The sequence below is a fragment of the Streptomyces sp. NPDC012794 genome, assembly GCF_042901085.1.
Classification (GTDB): domain Bacteria; phylum Actinomycetota; class Actinomycetes; order Streptomycetales; family Streptomycetaceae; genus Streptomyces.
Window position 1 is genome coordinate 36,107 of the sequence record NZ_JBIBCI010000016.1, and the last position, 17,971, is coordinate 54,077.

Here is a 17,971-nt window from a genome sequence, read left to right on the forward strand (position 1 = left end):
TGCGCGATTAGCCCACCCGTCGGTATCAAGCGATTGCCACACTAGCGGTGTTGGACTGCACAGGGGTGGGATATTCAGGTTCGGGTGGCATCTCAGGATTGCGGTCTTGTAGGGTTTCTCCGGTATAGAGGTAAAGTTTCCTTTATTTGCCTTTTGTCTAGATTCGCTAGATTGGCCGGTAAGGGTATCTGCCGGGTAGGGGTTTCCCGTTGTGGAAACTTGAAGCCCTTGCCCTGTTCTACCTTTGATCGGGAGCATGGAAGGTGTCAGCAGGGCAGCCCACGGCGAGGGGAGTACGGCGTGGAGGTTACGAAGCTGGTCACGACCTGTAAGAACGGGGACTGCCCCACGCTGTACGCGACTGACCGGGACACCCTGTTCGTGCAGGGTGGGATGCCGGCTGACCACGGGTTGGAGATCCCGGCGCACGAGACCCTGGTGGAGATCTCCATGAAACTCGTCCGGAAGCCCATCCGTGATCAGCTCATCTAGCAACCTGGCGGGGCGGTTCAAGACGTTCGAGCGTGAAGCGTTCCGGCTGGAGATCCTGGACGACTACAACGTGCCGTCGAGCGCAGAGAACCTGCGTGCGTTCCTCGCCGGTGAGCCGCAGCCAGAGGACTACGACGCGGGGTGTGTCGGGACCGTTCGATCCGCCACACAGGCCGGCAAGAGGATGTACCGGGTGCACATCGTCTCCCGTCCGTTGACGGACTACCTCCGCTACGAGCTCGGCTGGGGGTACATGAAGAACATGACGGGTGGTGAGGAGTTCTTCATCCTGGACATCACCGAGGGGCCGAACCCCCTGGAAGGGGTGCCGGACTTCTGGCTGTTCGATGCGGCTTCCCCGGTCGTCATGAACTACGACGACACAGGTACGTTTCTTGGGCCGGACTTACTTGAGGCCGGGCGTGCGGCGGAGTTCGTCCGCCACCGGGACACGACTCTCGCTCACGCCGAGCCGTTTCCCGAATGGTGGGCGAAGCACGGCGGGTGAACAGAACAGAGCTGGGTACGGCGCTGCGGGCTCTGCGACAGGCGTCCGGCAAGGAGGCCAAGGCGGTAGCCCGTAGCGCGGTCATGTCCACGGCCAAGCTGTCGAAGGTTGAGAATGGCCACGTAGCGCCCAGTGTGATCGACGTAGAGCGCATCCTGACGGCCTTGGACGTGTCCAATCAGGTGAAGGCCGAGTACATGGCCGCGGCCCGCGCTCAGGCCACGGAGGCGACGGCCTGGCGGCTGGTCAGACGTATGGGCTTTCACCGGAAGCAGGAGGAGATCCGGGCGCTTGAAGCGTCGATGAAGCTCCTACGGCTGTTCCAGCCGTCCCTGGTCCCCGGTCTGTTGCAGACACCCGAGTACGTACGAGCTGTCCTGCAAGGCAAGGGACTGAGCGAGGACCAACTCGCCCGAACCATCGGTGCACGGATCGAACGGCAACGAGTGTTGTACGACACCGGGAAGCAGCTTCGCTTCGTCGTCATGGAACCCGTTCTTCGCTGGCGCCTTCTCCCGCCCGCGATGATGGCCGGACAGGTGGATCGCATCACCTCCGTCTCCCGCCTGCCGAACGTGGATGTCCGAGTCGTCCCGCTGGACCGTCCGCAGGCCGATGTGCCTGGGCACTCTTTCGTGATCCGGGACGACCGCATGGTGACAGTCGAGACCACGCACGCCGAGGTGATCGTTACCGATCCCCGGCATGTTGCTCTGTACGTCGAAAAGTACGAGCGGTTCGCCTCGGTGGCCCTTCCCGGTTGGTTTCGGCGGGACGGCTAGCTCTCACTGTGCACCGCTGCGAGGTCTCGGACGCGGCGCTTGAAGTCCATGGGAATCAGAACCTGCACGCGCCCCTTCCCCTCCTGCCACATGCCCTCATGCCCCTCCGGGGCCATCGCCTGAGCAGCGGTCATCGGAGGCAGATTCTCGGCGTGAATGACCGCCCTGACTCCGGCGGCCCGGAGTTCCTTGCCCTTCTCGTGCTGGGTTGACAGCTTCGTCCAGCGCTCCCTGTAGGTCTCATTCGTCGGGATCTCCTCCCAGGTGTCAGGCCGGGTGGGCTGGGCCATGAGCTGTTCTCGTCGTGCGTCCAGTCGCCTGTACGTCTCTCGGTATTCTTGCTTGCCCAACTCGCTGGAGTAGAGACCGGCTTCGCGGTCCTCTCGCAGCTCGGCCAGCGCGCGGTTCACCTCCTCGATGTCGCGTGTGAAGTCGATGCCCGGGCGGAAGACCTTCCGCACGATCTCGACATTGCCAGCCGCGCGCAGGAAGACCTCCTCAACAGCTCCCTCCAGGACATGAGCCGCAATGCCCTTGCTACCCGTGGGGCAGGGCTTGTGCGTGGTCCGGGACGCACAGCGGTAGTACGGCCAGTTTCGCCCCGGGCCGAGGTACGCGGGTTCACCGCAGGTGCAGAAGGCGACCCTGAGCATCGGGGAGCCGCCCTTCCGGTTGCCGTTGCGCTTGCTGGTGTTCTCGTCCAGCTTCTTGTTCGCCAGCTCCCACTCCTCTTGAGTGATCAGTGGCTCCGCCCGCTGAAGAGGGCGCCCTTCCGTGTCACGGACGACGCGGGTTCGCTTCGTCTTCTGGCCGTCGATGACGACTTCTTCCGTGACCTCCATCTGACCGAGAACGTTCAGGGAGCGCACCACCTTGGCTGTGTTCGCAGCGGTCCACCGGCCGCCCTTCGGGGGCTTGCCGTTCCTGATGAGCTGAGCGTCGAGCGATACAGGAGTCTTGATTGGGTCCTCGTTGAGCCACTGGGCGATGCTGTTCGCCGACTCGCCCTCGATAAGCCGGCGGACGATTTCGCGCAGCGTCCCGGCGGTGTCCGTTCCGTAGTCGTCCAGGACCAGACGCCAGCCGTCACCAGTGTCCTGCTTCTCCGCCCGGTAGCCGTACGGGATCCGGCCACCGCGCCAGCGCCCCTCCTTCACCAAGTGGTTGTACGAGGACTTCGCCCGGGCCTTGATGGCTTCGAGCTCCCCTTCCGCGAAGGAGGCGATCAGGCTGAACAGCAGCTTGCCCATCTGCGTGTTCAGGTTGATCCCGTCCTCGACGGTGGCGACCTCCTTGCCGTGCTTCTCGCACCACTCCACGAGCGTGTGTACGTGGAGTACACGCCGTGAGAGGCGGTCGAGCTTCAGGGCGCAGATGATGTCGTACTCGTCGGCACGGGATTCCTCAAGCGCGATCCGGTGCTCGATCGAGCTGACCTCCTTGCCGATGGTGGACGGCAGCCACTTGCCGAACTCCGGTCGCTTCCAAGGCTCGACACCGCCGGATACGTCGATGTCCTCGACCCATCCGACAAGGAGGTGCCCTTCCTGGTCGGCCCATCGTTGAATCGATCGGCGCTGACGCTCCGGCGATGTTGTCTCGTCCGACACCTTCGACAGGCGGATTACTCCCAGGACCCTTGCCACTTGTTCTCCCCATCCCCTGTGGTGCTTGGGGATCGACGCTAGGGCCGTTGCAGGCTTGGCGTCAAAGTGGATTTTTCGGTGCTGCGAATGTGCATGGGTGGGGCGAGAACAATCGACCGTCGGGCCCCCTTCGAGGAGATCTGGCAGGCCGTCGACGTCCTCATCCAGCAGTGCAAGGTCCTCTACGCGGGCTCCTCCAACTTCCCCGGCTACAAGACCGCCCAGGCCAACCAGACGGCCGCCCGGAGCGGGATTGTCGGCCTGGTCACCGAGCAGCGCCTGTACAACCTCTCCGAGCGGCGGGCCGAGATGGAGGTCATCCCGGCGGCCCAGGAGTACGGCCTCGGAGTCATCCCCTGGTCCCCGCTGCACGGCGGTCTGCTGGGCGGGGTCATCAAGAGGGAGGTCGAGGGCGGCCGCCGCGCCTCCGGCCGGTCCACGGACGCGCTGGCCAACAGCACGGTACGGGCGCAGATCCAGGCGTACGAGGACCTCCTCGACAAGCACGGCCTGGAGCCCGGCGAGGCCGCCCTGATCCAGCTGCTGATCCGGCCGGGCGTGACGGGCCCCATGGTCGGCCCGGGTACGGCGCAGCAGCTGGAGAGCGCGCTGCGCGCGCTGGAGCTGGAGCTGAGCGAGGAGGTGCTGGCCGGCCTGGACGAGATCTTCCCCGGGCCAGGGCCGTCCCCGGAGGCCTTCGCCTGGTGAGCCAGTAGTAAAGGGCCGTCGCCCCTCCCATGGGGGCGACGGCCCTTGCACACGCTGGCGTCAAACTCCCTGGTTGGACGTTCCCGCGTCGAGGGCCGAGTCCATGATCGCGTGGCTTTCCGGCTCGCCCGTCTGGGGGCCGAAGTTCATGGTGCCGAGTACGAGGCGGCTGACTTTGAGACCGGTGCGTCCGAGCTGCGTGTACTTCATGGGCCACTAGCCAACTGCTTGGAGTGCGCTCCAGGCAAGACCCGTTCCCGGGAGGGGAGTTACGCGTCCGGCGCGGGGCGGTAGGGGCCGCCGATGCCCCAGGCCTGGTGCAGGACGGCCGCGAACTCGCCCGCGAGGCGGTGCTCGCCCGAGGCGTTGGGGTGCGTGCCGTCGTAGGTGTCGCGGTGGATGTCGTACGCCTCCGGGCGCGCGGCCAGCAGGATCGGCGAGGCGTCGGTGGTGAGGTCGGCGACCGCCTTCGCGAGCAGCTCGTTGAACCGGGCGACCTCCGCCGCGAAGGGGGCGTCCTCCTCGGCCCGGACGTTGGGGATCACCGGCAGGAAGACCATCCGGACGGCGGGGCGGGCCTCCCGGGCGGCCGCGACGAAGCGGCGGACGTTGTCGGCGGTCTGGTCGGCCCGGGTGTAGAAGCCGAGGTCGATCAGGCCGAGGGAGACGAGCAGGACGTCGGCGCGGGCGTCCCCGGCGGCGGGCCCGATGAGCGGGGCCATGTGCTGCCAGCCCTCGCCCCAGCCCGCGAGGTGCCGGCGGGCGGGCTCGGGGAAGTCCGCGGCGGCGTAGCCGGAGCCGGTGCCGGCCTCGGTGCCGTACAGCCCGGTGCGCGGGCCGACGATCTCGAAGGAGGCCTCGCCGAGGGTGGCGCCGAGGTGCTGCCACATCCGGTAGCGCCAGGTGTAGTCGCCGGCGCGTCCGATGGTCATGGAGTCGCCGACGAACATGAAACGCATCCGGTCATCATCGCGGATCACACCGCGGGAACCCCTGTGATGCCGGACACCCCCGGGGGGCTGGCAGGCTTGGGGGATGCGCCTGCTGCCCCGGTCGACCGCCGTTCCCGCCGCTCTCGTGCTCACCCTGCTGCCGGGGGCCGCCGCAGCGGCCGAAACCCCCGCCGCGTCCGGCACCGCCTCCGGATTCACCATCGCCGACCCGCGGATCAGGGAGTCGAGCGGGCTCGCGGCCAGCCGGATCCACCCGGGCGTGTACTGGACGCACAACGACAGCGACGACGGCCCGTACGTGTACGCGGTGGACTCGGCGACCGGCAGGACCGTCGCGCGCGTGACGCTGACGGGGACCGGGACCCCGCGCGACGTGGAGGCGATCTCGCTCGGCCCGGACGGGCGGCTGTACGTCGGGGACATCGGCGACAACCGGGACGGCACCTGGGACCGCGTGTGGATCTACCGCTTCCAGGAGCCGGCGGAACTGGGCGACCAGACCGTCAGGGCGGAGCAGTTCACGGTGTCCTACGCGGACGGGCCGCGCAACGCGGAGGCGCTGATGGTGCATCCGGTGACGGGCCGGGTGTACATCGCGAGCAAGAACGAGCAGGGCGGCGGCCTGTACGAGGGCCCCGAGCGGCTGTCGGCGGACGGGCGCAACGTCTTCCGCCGGATCGCGGAGGTGCCGTGGGTGACGGACGGGGCGTTCTCGCCGGACGGGACCCGGCTGACGCTGCGCGGGTACTTCACGGCCCGTACGTACGCCTGGCAGGGCGGCCGCCCGGACGGCGCGGGCGAGCGGGTGGACGCGCCCTGGCAGGGCCAGGCCGAGTCCGTGACGTACACGCCGGACGGGCGGACGCTGATGTTCGGGGCGGAGGGCGCGAACAGCAGGGTGGTGGCCGTACCGGTGGCACCGGCGGCGGGACCGTCCGGCCCGGCCCGCCCCGGCTCCCCGCAGCAGCCCGCGGCCCCGGGATCCGGCGGGCCCGCCGGCCCGGGTGCGCAGGGGGCGCCCGCCGGGCAGGACTCGGGCAGCTTCGCCAAGGGGGCGCTGGTCCTCGCGGTGGGCACGGCGGTGGTCCTGGCGGGCAAGCGGCTGTTCCGCCGCCGCCCGAAGGCCTGAGCCGCGCGGAGGCGCGAGCCGCGCGGAGGCGCGTGCCACACGAAGGCCCGAGCCGCGCGGAGGCGCGTACGGCCGCCCGGAGGTGACCTGCCTCACACTCCGTCACACGGGCCGGTTCCGCGGTGTCCTGTGTCCGAAGCCCTGAACCGGAGGAGGACACCATGAGCGAGAAGACCGGTGTGGTCGTGGTCGGTGGAGGTTACGCGGGCGTGATGGCGGCGAACCGTCTGACGCTGGGCGGTGAGGTGACGGTGACGCTGGTCAACCCGCGTGCCTCCTTCGTCCACCGCATCCGCCTGCACCAGCTGGTGGGCGGTACAGACACGGCCGTGGTCGACTACCGCGACGTCCTCGCCGAGGACGTACGCCTGGCCGTCGACACCGTCGACCGCATCGACGCCGGCGCCCGCACCCTGCACCTCGCCTCCGGCGCCACCCTCGGCTATGACTACCTCGTCTACGCCGTCGGCAGCACCGGCGCACAGCCGCGCGTGCCCGGAGCCGCCGAGCACGCCTACCCCGTCGCCACCCTCGAGGACGTGGAGCGGCTGCGCCCCGTCCTGGACGCCGCGCCCGCCACCGCTCCCCTCACCGTCATCGGCGGCGGCCCGACCGGCATCGAGACCGCCGCCGAACTCGCCGGTACCGGCCGCACCGTCACCCTGGTCTGCGGCGGCGCCCTGGGCCCCTACCTGCACCCCCGCGGCCGCCGCTCGGTCGCCCGCCGCCTCGCCCGTCTGGGCGTCACCGTCGTGGACGGCCCCGGCACCGAGGTCACCGCCGTCACCGACCGCACCGTCCGCCTCGCCGACGGCCGCGAACTGCCCAGCCACGTCACCGTCTGGACCGCCGGCTTCGCCGTCCCCGACCTGGCCGCCCGCAGCGGGCTGACCACCGACGACGCGGGCCGCCTGCTCACCGACGAGACGCTGACCAGCGTGGACGACGTACGGATCGTGGCGGCCGGGGACTCGGCCGCGCCTTCGGGCGTGCCGCTGCGGATGAGCTGCCAGGCCGCGATGCCCCTGGGCGCGCGGGCCGCCGACACCGTCCTGAGCCGGCTTGCGGGCGAACGGCCCGGCACCCTCAACCAGGCCTTCGGCGCCCAGTGCATCAGCCTGGGCCGCCACGACGGCATCTTCCAGTTCGCCGACCGGGGCGACTCCGCGATCTGGCTCCACGTCGACGGCCGGCCCGGCGCCACGATGAAGGAAGCCGTCTGCAAGGGCGTCGTCAAGCACCTCGCCGACGAGGCCCGCAAGCCCGGCGGCTACCGCCTCCACCGCATCTCCGGCGGCCCGGCACGCCAGAAGAAGCTCCGGGCGCGGGACACGGCGGAAGCGGCGGCCGTCTGATGCGCGCGGCGGACACGGGGACCGGCACGACCGGCGGGAACGACGGCACCAGCGGCATGGACGGCACGGACGGAGCGACCGGCATGGACGAGCAGGACCTCGCGGACCACGACGGCAGCACGGACCGCGACGGCAGCGACGGCAACCACAGCCGCGACGGCGGGGGAGGCGGCGCCGGCGAAACGGCGACCGAGACCTTCGTCGCCCACCGCAACCTTCTCTTCACCGTCGCCTACGAGATGCTCGGCTCGGCCTCCGACGCCGAGGACGTCCTCCAGGAGACCTGGCTGCGCTGGGCCGGCGTCGACCTGGAGCGGGTCGACGACCGGCGCGCCTACCTGGTCCGCATCACGACCCGGCAGGCCCTGAACCGGCTGCGCGCCCTGAGCCGCCGCAAGGAGGCGTACGTCGGCCAGTGGCTCCCCGAACCGCTGCTCACCGCGCCGGACGTGGCCCAGGACGTGGAGCTCGCCGAGAGCGTGTCGATGGCGATGATGCTCGTCCTGGAGACGCTGTCGCCGACCGAGCGCGCCGTCTTCGTCCTGCGCGAGGCCTTTGACGTCGGCTACGACGAGATCGCCGCCGCCCTCGACAAGTCCCCCGCCGCCGTACGGCAGATCGCGCACCGCGCCCGCCGTCACGTCGACGCCCGGCGCCCGCGCCGGACCGTGTCCGCGAGCCAGACCCGGGCCGCCCTGGAATCGTTCCGCCACGCCCTCGACAGCGGGGACCTCCAGGGCCTCCTCGACGTCCTCGCCCCCGACGTCGTCCTGGTGGGCGACGGCGGCGGGGTCAAACGGGCCGCGCTGCGCCCCCTCTTCGGCGCCGGCAAGGTCGGCCGCTTCATCCTCGGCGGCACCGGCAAGGTCGCGGGCCGGCTCACCGTCACCCCGACGGTGGCCAACGGCAGCCCGGCGTTCCTCGCGTACCTCGACGGGGAGCTCGACGGCGTCATGGTGTTCCACGTCGAGGACGCCCGCATCGCCGGCATCTACTACGTCCGCAACCCCGAGAAGCTGGGCCGGATCGAGGCCGAGACCGCGCTCACCCTGCGGTGACGGCGGTCGCGGGGGCGGGCGTGCCCGTCCCCGGCGGCCCGTCGGCCGCCGTTCCCGCTACGAGTGCCCCAGGTCGGCGGAGGGGAGGTCCGCCGCGGGCACGGAGCCGGTGTCGGGGACGGGGCGCAGCGGGAACTCGTCCGTCGCCATCGAGTCCAGTACCGGCGGCGCGGGCCGCGGCGGCTTGGGCATGACGGCGGCCTCCGAGTGGCCGCCGCAGCCGTACGAGAGGGACACGAGCCGGCCGTCCGCCGGGCTGAACTCGTTCGCGCAGACGCCGAAGGCCTGGCCCAGCGAGCCGCCGATCGCGACGAGGAAGCCGCACGAGACGCACGACGCGGGCGCCGCCTGCGCCATCGCGGTCTTCGCGCCGAAGGCCTCGTCCCACCGGTCGGCCGCCGTGTGCAGCCCGTACCGCGACAGGACGCGGGCGCGGCGCATGCCGAGCTCCTCCGCCACCGCGGTGATGGAGCCGCGCGCCGGGGCGACCACCCGGTCGGTGACGTCGGCGTCCTCGGCCTCGACCAGTTCGGCCATCTCGGTGGAGACCACGGAGTTCGGCGGCGGCGTGTCCTCACCGGACCAGCCGGGCTCCAGGCGCAGGTCGTCGGCGTCCGTGGGCAGCAGGTCGCCGGGGCCCATGTCGCCCGGGCGCAGCCGGTCGCTCCACGGCACCCATTCGGGGGCGAGCAGCGCGTCGTCGCCGGGGAGGAGCACCGTTTCGTTGAGGGTGACGTTCTTCGCGCGGGAGGCGCGGGTCACGGTGACGGCCCAGCGCCAGCCGCGGTAGCCCGGTTCCTTGCACTCGAAGAAGTGCGTCACGACCCGGTCGCCCTCCGCTACGGCGGAGACGTGCGCGCCCACCACACCGGGGTGGGCGGCCTCCTCGGCCGCCGCACGGGCGAACTCCACCGCCTCGGCGCAGAGGCGGTCCGGGGCGGGCGTACGCGGGGTACGCGGGGTACGGCTTCGCGTCGTCGCAGCACTCACAGGTCTCGTTCTCTCCTACGCCGTCTCACGAGTGCGCCGTCCGTACTGTCGTCCACAACGACCCGTCGGTCTCGTCCGTACGTAGCGCGGGCGGAGCGGACCAGAGGGCCGCGTCGACGTCCGCGCCCCGATCGGCCTCGGGCGCACCCCACTGTGATCCATTCTGCGGGATCACGAAGAGGCGCGCGGCCAAGTGCAACCGCCGGTGGCGCGCTACGCACGCTACCTCCTCCGAAGCCTTCGGCCCACATGCGAGGTCCGATTCGCGGACACGGCACGCGCGGGAGGCCGGCGTGCCGGGTCCGTGCGGCACCTCCCGGAGACGCACCGGGGACGCGCCGGGAGGGGTTCCGCACGGCCTCTTGGGGCACTATGGGCCACGTGGCACCCGCACGGTCGTCCGCAGACGGCTCGGGACCGGCCAGGCGGGCCGGCCGGGCTGTCGGGCGTGCCCTGCACCTCCCCTTCACCGGTACGGCGCGCGGGATCCGGCGTGCCACGCACGCCCACGGGGCCGGCGAGTCGGGACTGGGCCGGCTGATCGAACTGCACGCGATCAACGGCGCCGGCGACGTCATGATCACCGTCGCGCTGGCCTCGACGGTGTTCTTCTCCGTCCCCACGGACGAGGCGCGCGGGCGGGTGGCCCTGTACCTGGCGATCACCATGGCTCCGTTCACCCTGCTGGCCCCGGTGATCGGTCCCCTGCTGGACCGGCTGCCGCACGGCCGGCGGGCGGCGATGGCGGGAGCGATGCTGACGCGGGCTCTGCTGGCGGTGATGATGTCCGGCGCGGTCGCCACGGGCGGGCTGGAGCTGTATCCGGCGGCGCTGGGCGTCCTGGTGGCCTCGAAGGCGTACGGCGTCGTACGCAGTGCCGTGGTCCCGCGCCTGCTGCCGCCGAAGTTCTCACTCGTCAAGGCGAACTCCCGGGTCACGCTGGCGGGCCTGCTCGCGACGGGCGCGGCGGCGCCGGTGGCGGCCGGACTGCACACGATCGGGCCTCCGTGGCCGCTGTACGGGGCCTGCGCGATCTTCGTCTGGGGCACTTTCGCGGCGTTCCAGCTGCCGCACAAGGTGGACGAGGCGAAGGGCGAGCGCCGGGCGCGGCTGTCCACGCACGAGGCGCATTCGAAGCGGCCGGGGCTGCGGACGGTCAGCCGTCCGGTGCTGTGCGGGCTGCTGGCGAACGCCTCGATGCGCGGGCTGTCCGGGTTCCTGATCTTCTTCCTGGCGTTCCTGCTGCGCGAGCACCCGCTGGCCGGGCAGAGCGCGGCGGTGTCGCTGGGCATCGTCGGTGTCGCGGCGGGCATCGGCAACGCGTGCGGGACGGCGGTCGGGGCGTGGCTGCGGGCCCGGGCGCCCGAGGCGATCATCGCGTCCGTCCTGTCGGTCACCCTGGGCGTGGCGATCGTGGCGGCGATCCTGTTCAGCGGCCTGTTCATGGCCTTCCTGGCCGGCACGGCGGGCTTCTGCCAGGCGCTGGCGAAGCTGTCGCTGGACGCGATGATCCAGCGCGACGTGCCCGAGGCCGTGCGTACGTCGGCCTTCGCCCGTTCGGAGACGCTGCTCCAGGTGGCGTGGGTGATGGGCGGTGCGATCGGGATCGCCCTGCCGCTGAACGGCGTCCTCGGCATGTCGGTGGCCGCCGCCGTGGTCGCCCTGGGCACCCTGATGGCCCTGCGCGGCTTCCTGACCTCCCCGCACCACCAACGGCAGCACGGCTCCTCCCGCACCCGGGTGGCGTAAGGGCCCCGGCCCGGCCCGCGGGGGCGCGCCGGGGGCGCCGCGCGGGCGGCCCGGACCCGCCGCGGGAGCCCCGCCGGGTCGGCCCGCCCCGCCGCAGGACCCCCGTGCGGCGGTGCGGCCCACCGGCCCGATAGCCTTCGGCTCATGACCGCACCGCTTTTCCCGGGTAGGGCCCGCCGCAGCGTCGCGGCCCTCGGAGCCGTGTCCGCCGGCCTCCTCCTCCTGTCCGCCTGCGACAAGCCGACGCCGCTCGCGACGGTGACCGTCGGCAGCTCGTCGGTTTCCGCCGAGTCCGAGTGCCGCACCGACGGCAAGGACCTCTCCATGGACAGGGTCCAGGAGTGCCTGACGGACCCCAAGAACGCCAAGACCATCGAGTACGGCCGCGGGGACACGCTGCGCCTGGGCGTCGAGCCCGAGATCGTCGAGGACGGCAAGAAGTGGCAGGCGGTCCTCGACGGCCAGCCGATCACCGAGCCCTCCGCCAACACCTACCGCAGCTTCCAGGGCGCCGACGTCTTCGCGACCGGCGGCCAGGGCGAGGCGCCCCAGTCGAAGCTGCTGGGCTTCGTCCAGGTCGGCGAGGACGGCAAGCCCCTCTCCGTCTGGTCCTTCAAGCTCAAGCTGAAGAACTAGCGGACGGAAGGCGGGCGGCGGCGTGCGCGCGCTGATCGTGACCGCGGTGGCCGCGGAGGCAGACTCCGTGGCCGCCGGCCTGACCCCTCATCCGGACCCGGTCACGCCCGAGCCGCGCACCCTGCCCGGCGGGTACCTCATCACCCGCCGGGACCTGCCCGGCCTCGCGGCCGACGTCCTCGTCGGCGGTGTCGGCCCGGCCGCCGCCGCGGCCGCCACGGCCACCGCGCTCGCGCTGGCCGACTACTCCCTCGTCGTCTCCGCCGGCATCGGCGGCGGGTTCGCTCCCGCCGCCCCGCCCGGCTCGCTGGTGGTCGCCGACGCGCTCGTCGCCGCCGACCTGGGCGCCGAGACCCCCGAGGGTTTCCTCCCGGTGCAGGAGCTCGGCTTCGGCCGCAACGTGCACCTGCCGCCCGCCGGGCTCGCCGCCCGCGCCGCCGAGGCCACGGGGGCCCTGCTGGCGCCCGTCCTGACCGTGTCCACCGTCACCGGCAGCGCCTCCCGCGCCGCCGAGCTCGCCGCCCGCCACCCGCTCGCGGGGGCCGAGGCGATGGAGGGCTTCGGGGTGGCGGAGGCCGCCGCCGCGCACGGGCTGCCGGTACTGGAGATCCGCGCCGTGTCCAACGCCGTCGGACCGCGTGACCGGGCCGCCTGGCGGATCGCGGAGGCGATGGACGCCCTCACCGCCGGATTCCGCGCGCTGGGACCCGTACTCGTCCATTGGGGAGAACGCCATGAGCACCGCTGAACCGCTCGCGATCGCCTACTCGCCCTGCCCGAACGACACCTTCGTCTTCGACGCCTGGGCGCACGGACGCGTCCCGGGCGCACCCGCCCTCGACGTGACCTTCGCCGACATCGACGTCACCAACGGCATGGCCGAGCGCGGCGAGTTCGACGTGCTGAAGGTGTCGTACGCCGTGCTGCCCTGGGTGCTGGAGGAGTACGCGCTGCTGCCCTGCGGCGGGGCGCTGGGGCGCGGCTGCGGCCCCCTCGTGCTGACGCGCGGGCCCGGCGTGGACCTCGGCACCGGCACGGTGGCGGTGCCGAGCGAACGCTCCACGGCGTACCTGCTCTTCCGGCTGTGGGCGGCGGACGTACTGCCGGACGGGGTCGGCAAGGTGGTCGTGCTGCCGTTCCACGAGATCATGCCGGCCGTGCGCGACGGGCGGGTGGACGCCGGGCTGGTCATCCACGAGGCCCGGTTCACCTACCAGGACTACGGACTGCACCGGCTGGCCGACATGGGCGAGCACTGGGAGTCCACCACCGGCCTGCCGATCCCGCTCGGCGCGATCATCGCCAAGCGCTCGCTGGGCGCGGAGAGGCTGCGCGCGCTGGCCGAGGCGGCCCGTACGTCGGTGCGGATGGCGTGGGACGACCCGGAGGCCTCACGGCCGTACGTACGCGCCCACGCGCAGGAGCTGGACCCGGCGGTCGCCGACCAGCACATCGGGCTGTACGTCAACGAGTTCACCGCCGACCTCGGCGACGCCGGGTACGCGGCCGTCCGCGGGCTGCTCACCAGGGCCGCCGCCGAGGGGCTGGTACCGGCCATCCCGGCGGACGCGCTGCGCTTCCCGTGACGTGACGCGCCGGTGCCCCGCCGCTCGGTGGGAGCGGCGGGGCACCGTGGTTCCGCGACGGGTCGGACGTCGAGCCGGTCAGACGTCGAGCTGGTCGGCCACCGCGCGCAGCAGGCCGGCGATCTTCGTGCCGTGCACCTTGTCGGGGTAGCGGCCGCGCTCCAGCATCGGGGTGATGTTCTCGAGCAGGGTCGTCAGGTCCTGCACGATGGAGGCGAGCTCATCGGGCTTGCGGCGCTGCGCGGCCGCGACCGAAGGCGCCGGATCCAGCACCGTCACCGAAAGTGCCTGGTCACCGCGCTGTCCCGCGACCACTCCGAATTCCACCCGCTGCCCGGGCTTGAGGGCGTCGACCCCGGCCGGAAGCACCGACGAGTGCACGAAGACGTCGCCGCCGTCATCACGGGAGAGAAAGCCGAAGCCCTTCTCGCTGTTGAACCACTTGACCTTGCCGGTAGGCACGTCCGTCCTCTGTCCTTGTGCTCGTCGGGTCCGGTCGGCCGTCGTGAACGGCTCCGGATAGCAGTACAGCGGGTCCTCCGACCCGCCACCTCCAGGCTAATGGTCCAGAAACCGCTGACAAGACGTTCCCCGGTCCTTCCCGCTCCACCGCTTCGGCCAGGGAACTACCCTGGTGGGGTGACTGTTACTCCTCATCCCGACGAAGCACGGCCCGGCGACGGCCTGGTCAAGGCCGGCGGCATCGTGTTCATCGTGGGCGCCGTGGCGACCCTCGCGACGATGGCCCCGCTGTTCCTGGGCACCGACCCGTTCCCGTCGTACGCGTGGGCCGTCTGCATGCTCATGGGCGTCGGCTTCGCCATCTCCGCGGCCGGCGTACTCCGCTCGGCCGCCGCCCAGCGCCGGGCGGCCCGGGCTTCGCAGGCCGCCTGACGGGCCGCCGCCGCCCGGCGCCTCAGGCCGCGCGGGCCCGCTCGTACTCCGCGAGCCACTGCGGCAGCGCGGTGAGGTCGCCCAGCACCACGTCCGCACCGGCCTCCCGCAGCTGCGACTCCGTGCACGGACCGGTCGGCACCACCACCGACAGCGCGCCGGCCGTGCGGGCGCCGCGCACGTCCCCGATGTGGTCGCCGACGTAGATTTGCGCGCCGTACTCGCGCAGCGCCCCGGCCTTGGCCTCGGCCCAGAGCCAGCCGATGACGGCGTCGGGCTCCATGCCCAGGTGCTCCAGGTGGTGGCGGGCGTTGGGCTCGTTCTTGGCCGTCACGACGATCGCCCGTCCGCCGAGGGCCTGGACGGCCTTGATCGCCTCGCGTGCGCCGGGCATCGCGGGCGTCGGCTCGATGGCGTGGTCGACGTAGAGCTCCCGGTAGAGGTCCCGCATCGCCGGTATCTCCTCCTCGGGGAACCAGTACGCGAGCTCCTCCTCCAACGGCGGCCCGAGGCGCGTGATGGCCTCGTCGGCGTTGATGTACGCCCCGGTCTTCGCGGAGAGCGCCTGGTAGGCGGCCTTGATGCCGGGGCGGGAGTCGATGAGCGTCATGTCGAGGTCGAAGCCGACGGTGAGCTGCTGCGGGATGTGGGAGGTCATAGCGCCATTGTGCCGAGGCTCCACCGGACTGAGGGAAGCTGAGGGGAGGTTGGCTCAGCAGATCCCCTTATTTGGCGAAATGTCGGCTGCGTGGTGGTTTCTACCACCGGGGTGGGGCTGCGGGGGGGCGGAGTTTCGGCGGGACGGCATCACAGCCGCGTTGGGGGCTTCCCGTCAGTCCCATCGTCCTTCCGGTTCGTGCCGGTCCTTCAAGGGCGCTCACTTCGTTCGCGTCGCTACGCGATGTCACTTCGCTCCACCCTTGACCGACCGACCCGCCCCGGAAAGCCGAAAGACTGCCGGGAACCCCCCGAAAGAACGGTCACGGGTCCAAGGGGAAGGGACGGGCCCCTCAGTGACGAGACGACGGGCCGGGCACCGGCCGGCCGGACTTCCGTGGGCCCACCAGCCATCGAAACCCGGACCGGGCGCCCACTACCCGCACCGAATGTCGACCAGGACGGCATCCGGCACCGGCAGGCGCGACAGATCGCTACGCGCTCCTCATGGCTTAGCGTCCGGCGACCGTCCTGGGCTGATACCCGCACCACAACCGTGTCCTCGGTGACTCTCCTCAGGGCCTACAGTCAGTGGTGGGCTGGATGTTGCCGACGGCAGTGGTGAACTCCCTGCCCGAGGCCCCACGGATGTAGGCCAGCTCCATCCAGCGTTCGATGCCGCAATCGGAAACGTTCTCGTTGATCACGGCCATCAACTCGCCCTCGACACCGGAGGCGATGTCACGCACCCGACGGCGGAGGAGCCGATGGGGCACGTACTCGTACTGCTCACGCATCCAGGTCCTCCATGGAATCGACGAAGTGCTGCCAGCCGATGCGCGCACGGGCAAGAACCGCCTGGCTGGGCGCTGGAACGGACATCAGCTCCGGTCGGAGCCGAGGCCCTCCGTCATCCGCAGCCTCTTCCTCTGCCGCATCCAAGACGGCCCCCTTGTCGCTACGCTGAGTACCCTGCTGGTCACCACACAGAGGAGCGTAGGCGCGCTCCCGCACCGCTCGAAGTGACCGGGGGTACGGGTACTTGGCGAAGAATCCGAGGGCAGGGAGATGCTGTGGCCGGCAAGGGACGTTCCACCCTGACCACCGGTCCGGGAGGTCGGCGTCCCAGCCGCCTGGGAACGGTTTCCGGCTTTGTCTTCCGGGTCATCCGGGAACAGCTCGGCCACACGCAGGACAGTCTGGCGGAGTCCTTCCACATCTCGGCCGACGCCATCGCGGGATGGGAATCCGGCAGACGGCCGCTTACGGCTCTCTCCGTCGGCCAGATGCTCGGACACCGCCATCGGCTCATGCACATGGGAACTCCTGCAGCCCTCCTCACGACCTTGGAAAAGGCGATGGAGGCAGACGTCCTGCTCCTCAGCGCCATCGAAGGTGCGAAGGCGACCAGCGGCAGTCCGCTGGGAGCGTGGGTCATGCAGCGCGACCTTGTCGAGGTCCTGGCGTGGCCGCTCAATGGCGAAGCGCCGGAGTCCATGCGCGCGTTGCCGCCATCGGGCCGTCCCCGGCGCGGCCCGTCATCACGCAGACCCGAGCTCGCTGCGGCAGAACGCACGCGGTTCTTCGAGTACCTGCGCACGACGGCCGAGGAGGCCCGTGGCACCGATCAGTTCCTGCTGCGCCGGCAAGCCCTGTACCTGGCAGGCTACGACCAGGCGGCGGATACCACCGGCTGGCTCGTGCAGCAGCAGAAGACAGAGCGACCCGATACCTGGCTCACCCGTTGGCTCAATGCCCGTTCCGTAGCCGCTGTTGCAGCACGTCAGGGCGACCGCGAGCGCATGCGGCACTTCATCTCCACCACGCTCGAGGGCGACGACTCGGGCGAGACCGCCAATCTCAACTATTGGGCGTACTGGATCGGTGAAGCGACACATCCCCAGCTGTCCGACGGTTTCATCGTGGAAACCGATGTCACTTCCTGGCAAGGTCACAAGCTCTTCCATCACTTGGTGAAGGGGCTCGCACCACAGCAGGGGTACTTCGATCTGAACGTGCACACCCTCTGGGCTCTCGTCGCCGCCCGCCCCAGTCTGCTGAGGACGGCCGCTTCCACCGCCCGGGACCTGCGGGCTCGGATACCGGTGCTGTTGGATGACACCGAGCCCTCGACGGGAGCGCGTCGCGAGCTCGAAGGCATTCGGTACGCGATCCGCCTCGCAGAGGCGTGAGAAGGAGACTGACGTGGCTGACGACTTGTCCGCGGTGGCCCACTTCCTGTACGAGGCCGGAACGCTCAAGAACGCACGCCGTACGGGCTGGTGGATGGCCGGTGTCAACGACCCGGAGAGCGTGGCCGAGCACTCCTGGCGCACTGCGCTGATCGCCTCCGTCATCGCGAAGCTGGAGGGAGCCGACCCGGCACGCGCCGCGTTCCTCGCCGTGTGGCACGACACCCAGGAGACCCGCAGCGGCGATGTAAACCATCTGGGGAAGAAATACTCCGCCTCCGCCAACCCCGCCGCGATCACAGCCGACCAGACAGCAGGCATGCCCGAACTGCTCGCCGCGACGATCCAGGACCTGGTGGCGGAGTACGAGGGCAAGGGCACACCCGAGGCGGTCTGTGCGCGGGACGCCGACAAGCTGGAGTGCATGCTGCAGGGCATCGAGTACAAGGCGCAGGGTTACGTGAACGCACAGCGCTGGATCGACAACAGCCGCAGCCGGCTGACCACCGAAACCGCCCAGCGCCTCGCCGATGAGCTCCTCGCTCAGGGCACGCTGGGCTGGCTGCGCGCAGCCATGGGTGAGCAACCCTGATCCCCACCCCGGCCTGACCAGCCCGAGACCACCGCTCGCCGCCG

19 protein-coding genes and 2 pseudogenes are annotated in these 17,971 nt (G+C 71.0%); 14 read left to right on the forward strand and 7 right to left on the reverse strand.

The window, feature by feature from the left end:
* Positions 1 to 300 precede the first annotated feature (300 nt).
* The 3 genes from ACFY7H_RS25895 to ACFY7H_RS25905 are packed head-to-tail and all read left to right on the forward strand — an operon-like array spanning position 301 to position 1,782.
* Entirely contained in the window at positions 301 to 492 is a 192-nt protein-coding gene (locus ACFY7H_RS25895; RefSeq protein WP_388942243.1) for a hypothetical protein, read from the forward strand.
* Complete coding sequence (locus ACFY7H_RS25900; RefSeq protein WP_388942246.1) at positions 476 to 1,000, forward strand: DUF6879 family protein; 525 nt, start codon at positions 476 to 478, stop codon at positions 998 to 1,000. Before ACFY7H_RS25895 ends, ACFY7H_RS25900 begins: the two co-directional genes overlap by 17 nt.
* Positions 997 to 1,782, forward strand: a complete 786-nt coding sequence (locus tag ACFY7H_RS25905; protein ID WP_388942249.1) for a helix-turn-helix domain-containing protein — start codon at positions 997 to 999, stop codon at positions 1,780 to 1,782. The genes ACFY7H_RS25900 and ACFY7H_RS25905 overlap by 4 nt, the downstream gene beginning before the upstream one ends.
* On the opposite strand, the gene ACFY7H_RS25910 is transcribed toward ACFY7H_RS25905, so the two are convergent.
* Positions 1,779 to 3,428: a recombinase family protein gene (locus tag ACFY7H_RS25910; protein WP_388942252.1), complete on the reverse strand. Its 1,650-nt coding sequence runs from the start codon at positions 3,426 to 3,428 to the stop codon at positions 1,779 to 1,781. The genes ACFY7H_RS25905 and ACFY7H_RS25910 overlap by 4 nt on opposite strands.
* 111 nt (positions 3,429 to 3,539) lie before the next feature.
* Between ACFY7H_RS25910 and ACFY7H_RS25915 the strand changes: the two are divergent.
* Positions 3,540 to 4,136: pseudogene (locus tag ACFY7H_RS25915) on the forward strand (aldo/keto reductase); the annotation flags it as partial.
* Positions 4,137 to 4,217: 81 nt separating this feature from the next.
* On the opposite strand, the pseudogene ACFY7H_RS25920 reads toward ACFY7H_RS25915, so the two are convergent.
* Both ACFY7H_RS25920 and ACFY7H_RS25925 read right to left on the reverse strand, forming a co-directional pair.
* Positions 4,218 to 4,346: pseudogene (locus tag ACFY7H_RS25920) on the reverse strand (aldo/keto reductase); the annotation flags it as partial.
* Positions 4,347 to 4,405: 59 nt separating this feature from the next.
* Positions 4,406 to 5,095 carry a GDSL-type esterase/lipase family protein gene (locus ACFY7H_RS25925; protein ID WP_388942254.1) on the reverse strand — a complete coding sequence of 230 codons (690 nt, stop codon included), beginning with the start codon at positions 5,093 to 5,095 and terminating at the stop codon, positions 4,406 to 4,408.
* Positions 5,096 to 5,171: 76 nt separating this feature from the next.
* Here ACFY7H_RS25925 and ACFY7H_RS25930 point away from each other — a divergent pair, with 76 nt between their 5' ends.
* The 3 genes from ACFY7H_RS25930 (at position 5,172) to ACFY7H_RS25940 (ending at position 8,631) form a co-directional block, all read left to right on the forward strand.
* The gene (locus ACFY7H_RS25930) at positions 5,172 to 6,218 is read left to right on the forward strand and encodes a WD40 repeat domain-containing protein (protein WP_388942257.1); all 1,047 of its coding nucleotides are present in this window, start codon (positions 5,172 to 5,174) and stop codon (positions 6,216 to 6,218) included.
* 161 nt (positions 6,219 to 6,379) lie between these two features.
* Positions 6,380 to 7,573 (forward strand): NAD(P)/FAD-dependent oxidoreductase, encoded by a 1,194-nt coding sequence (locus tag ACFY7H_RS25935; RefSeq protein ID WP_388942260.1) that lies wholly within the window; start codon positions 6,380 to 6,382, stop codon positions 7,571 to 7,573.
* 83 nt (positions 7,574 to 7,656) lie between these two features.
* On the forward strand, positions 7,657 to 8,631 hold the full coding sequence (locus ACFY7H_RS25940; protein ID WP_388942564.1) for an RNA polymerase sigma-70 factor: 975 nt from the start codon (positions 7,657 to 7,659) through the stop codon (positions 8,629 to 8,631).
* A 57-nt stretch (positions 8,632 to 8,688) separates the two neighbouring features.
* On the opposite strand, the gene ACFY7H_RS25945 is transcribed toward ACFY7H_RS25940, so the two are convergent.
* Complete coding sequence (locus ACFY7H_RS25945) at positions 8,689 to 9,621, reverse strand: DUF3027 domain-containing protein (protein ID WP_388942263.1); 933 nt, start codon at positions 9,619 to 9,621, stop codon at positions 8,689 to 8,691.
* Positions 9,622 to 9,993: 372 nt separating this feature from the next.
* On the opposite strand from ACFY7H_RS25945, the gene ACFY7H_RS25950 reads away from it, so the two are divergent.
* The 4 genes from ACFY7H_RS25950 (at position 9,994) to ACFY7H_RS25965 (ending at position 13,592) form a co-directional block, all read left to right on the forward strand.
* Positions 9,994 to 11,370 (forward strand): MFS transporter, encoded by a 1,377-nt coding sequence (locus tag ACFY7H_RS25950; RefSeq protein ID WP_388942266.1) that lies wholly within the window; start codon positions 9,994 to 9,996, stop codon positions 11,368 to 11,370.
* 144 nt (positions 11,371 to 11,514) lie between these two features.
* Positions 11,515 to 12,006 carry a DUF2771 domain-containing protein gene (locus ACFY7H_RS25955; RefSeq protein WP_388942269.1) on the forward strand — a complete coding sequence of 164 codons (492 nt, stop codon included), beginning with the start codon at positions 11,515 to 11,517 and terminating at the stop codon, positions 12,004 to 12,006.
* Positions 12,007 to 12,028: 22 nt separating this feature from the next.
* Positions 12,029 to 12,754, forward strand: a complete 726-nt coding sequence (locus ACFY7H_RS25960) for a futalosine hydrolase (protein ID WP_388942271.1) — start codon at positions 12,029 to 12,031, stop codon at positions 12,752 to 12,754.
* Positions 12,741 to 13,592: a 1,4-dihydroxy-6-naphthoate synthase gene (locus ACFY7H_RS25965; RefSeq protein ID WP_388942273.1), complete on the forward strand. Its 852-nt coding sequence runs from the start codon at positions 12,741 to 12,743 to the stop codon at positions 13,590 to 13,592. The genes ACFY7H_RS25960 and ACFY7H_RS25965 overlap by 14 nt, the downstream gene beginning before the upstream one ends.
* A 78-nt stretch (positions 13,593 to 13,670) precedes the next feature.
* On the opposite strand, the gene ACFY7H_RS25970 is transcribed toward ACFY7H_RS25965, so the two are convergent.
* Positions 13,671 to 14,054, reverse strand: coding sequence for a cold-shock protein (locus tag ACFY7H_RS25970; RefSeq protein ID WP_030012939.1), 384 nt, complete (start codon positions 14,052 to 14,054; stop codon positions 13,671 to 13,673).
* Between the two features lie 177 nt (positions 14,055 to 14,231).
* Here ACFY7H_RS25970 and ACFY7H_RS25975 point away from each other — a divergent pair, with 177 nt between their 5' ends.
* On the forward strand, positions 14,232 to 14,486 hold the full coding sequence (locus ACFY7H_RS25975) for a hypothetical protein (RefSeq protein WP_344162807.1): 255 nt from the start codon (positions 14,232 to 14,234) through the stop codon (positions 14,484 to 14,486).
* A gap of 22 nt (positions 14,487 to 14,508) precedes the next feature.
* On the opposite strand, the gene ACFY7H_RS25980 is transcribed toward ACFY7H_RS25975, so the two are convergent.
* Positions 14,509 to 15,144 (reverse strand): HAD family hydrolase, encoded by a 636-nt coding sequence (locus tag ACFY7H_RS25980; RefSeq protein WP_388942279.1) that lies wholly within the window; start codon positions 15,142 to 15,144, stop codon positions 14,509 to 14,511.
* A gap of 574 nt (positions 15,145 to 15,718) precedes the next feature.
* Entirely contained in the window at positions 15,719 to 15,940 is a 222-nt protein-coding gene (locus tag ACFY7H_RS25985) for a hypothetical protein (RefSeq protein ID WP_388942282.1), read from the reverse strand.
* 276 nt (positions 15,941 to 16,216) lie between these two features.
* Between ACFY7H_RS25985 and ACFY7H_RS25990 the strand changes: the two genes are divergently transcribed.
* Complete coding sequence (locus tag ACFY7H_RS25990; protein WP_388942285.1) at positions 16,217 to 17,335, forward strand: helix-turn-helix domain-containing protein; 1,119 nt, start codon at positions 16,217 to 16,219, stop codon at positions 17,333 to 17,335.
* 13 nt (positions 17,336 to 17,348) lie between these two features.
* Entirely contained in the window at positions 17,349 to 17,927 is a 579-nt protein-coding gene (locus ACFY7H_RS25995; RefSeq protein WP_388942287.1) for an HD family hydrolase, read from the forward strand.
* Positions 17,928 to 17,971: the final 44 nt, after the last annotated feature.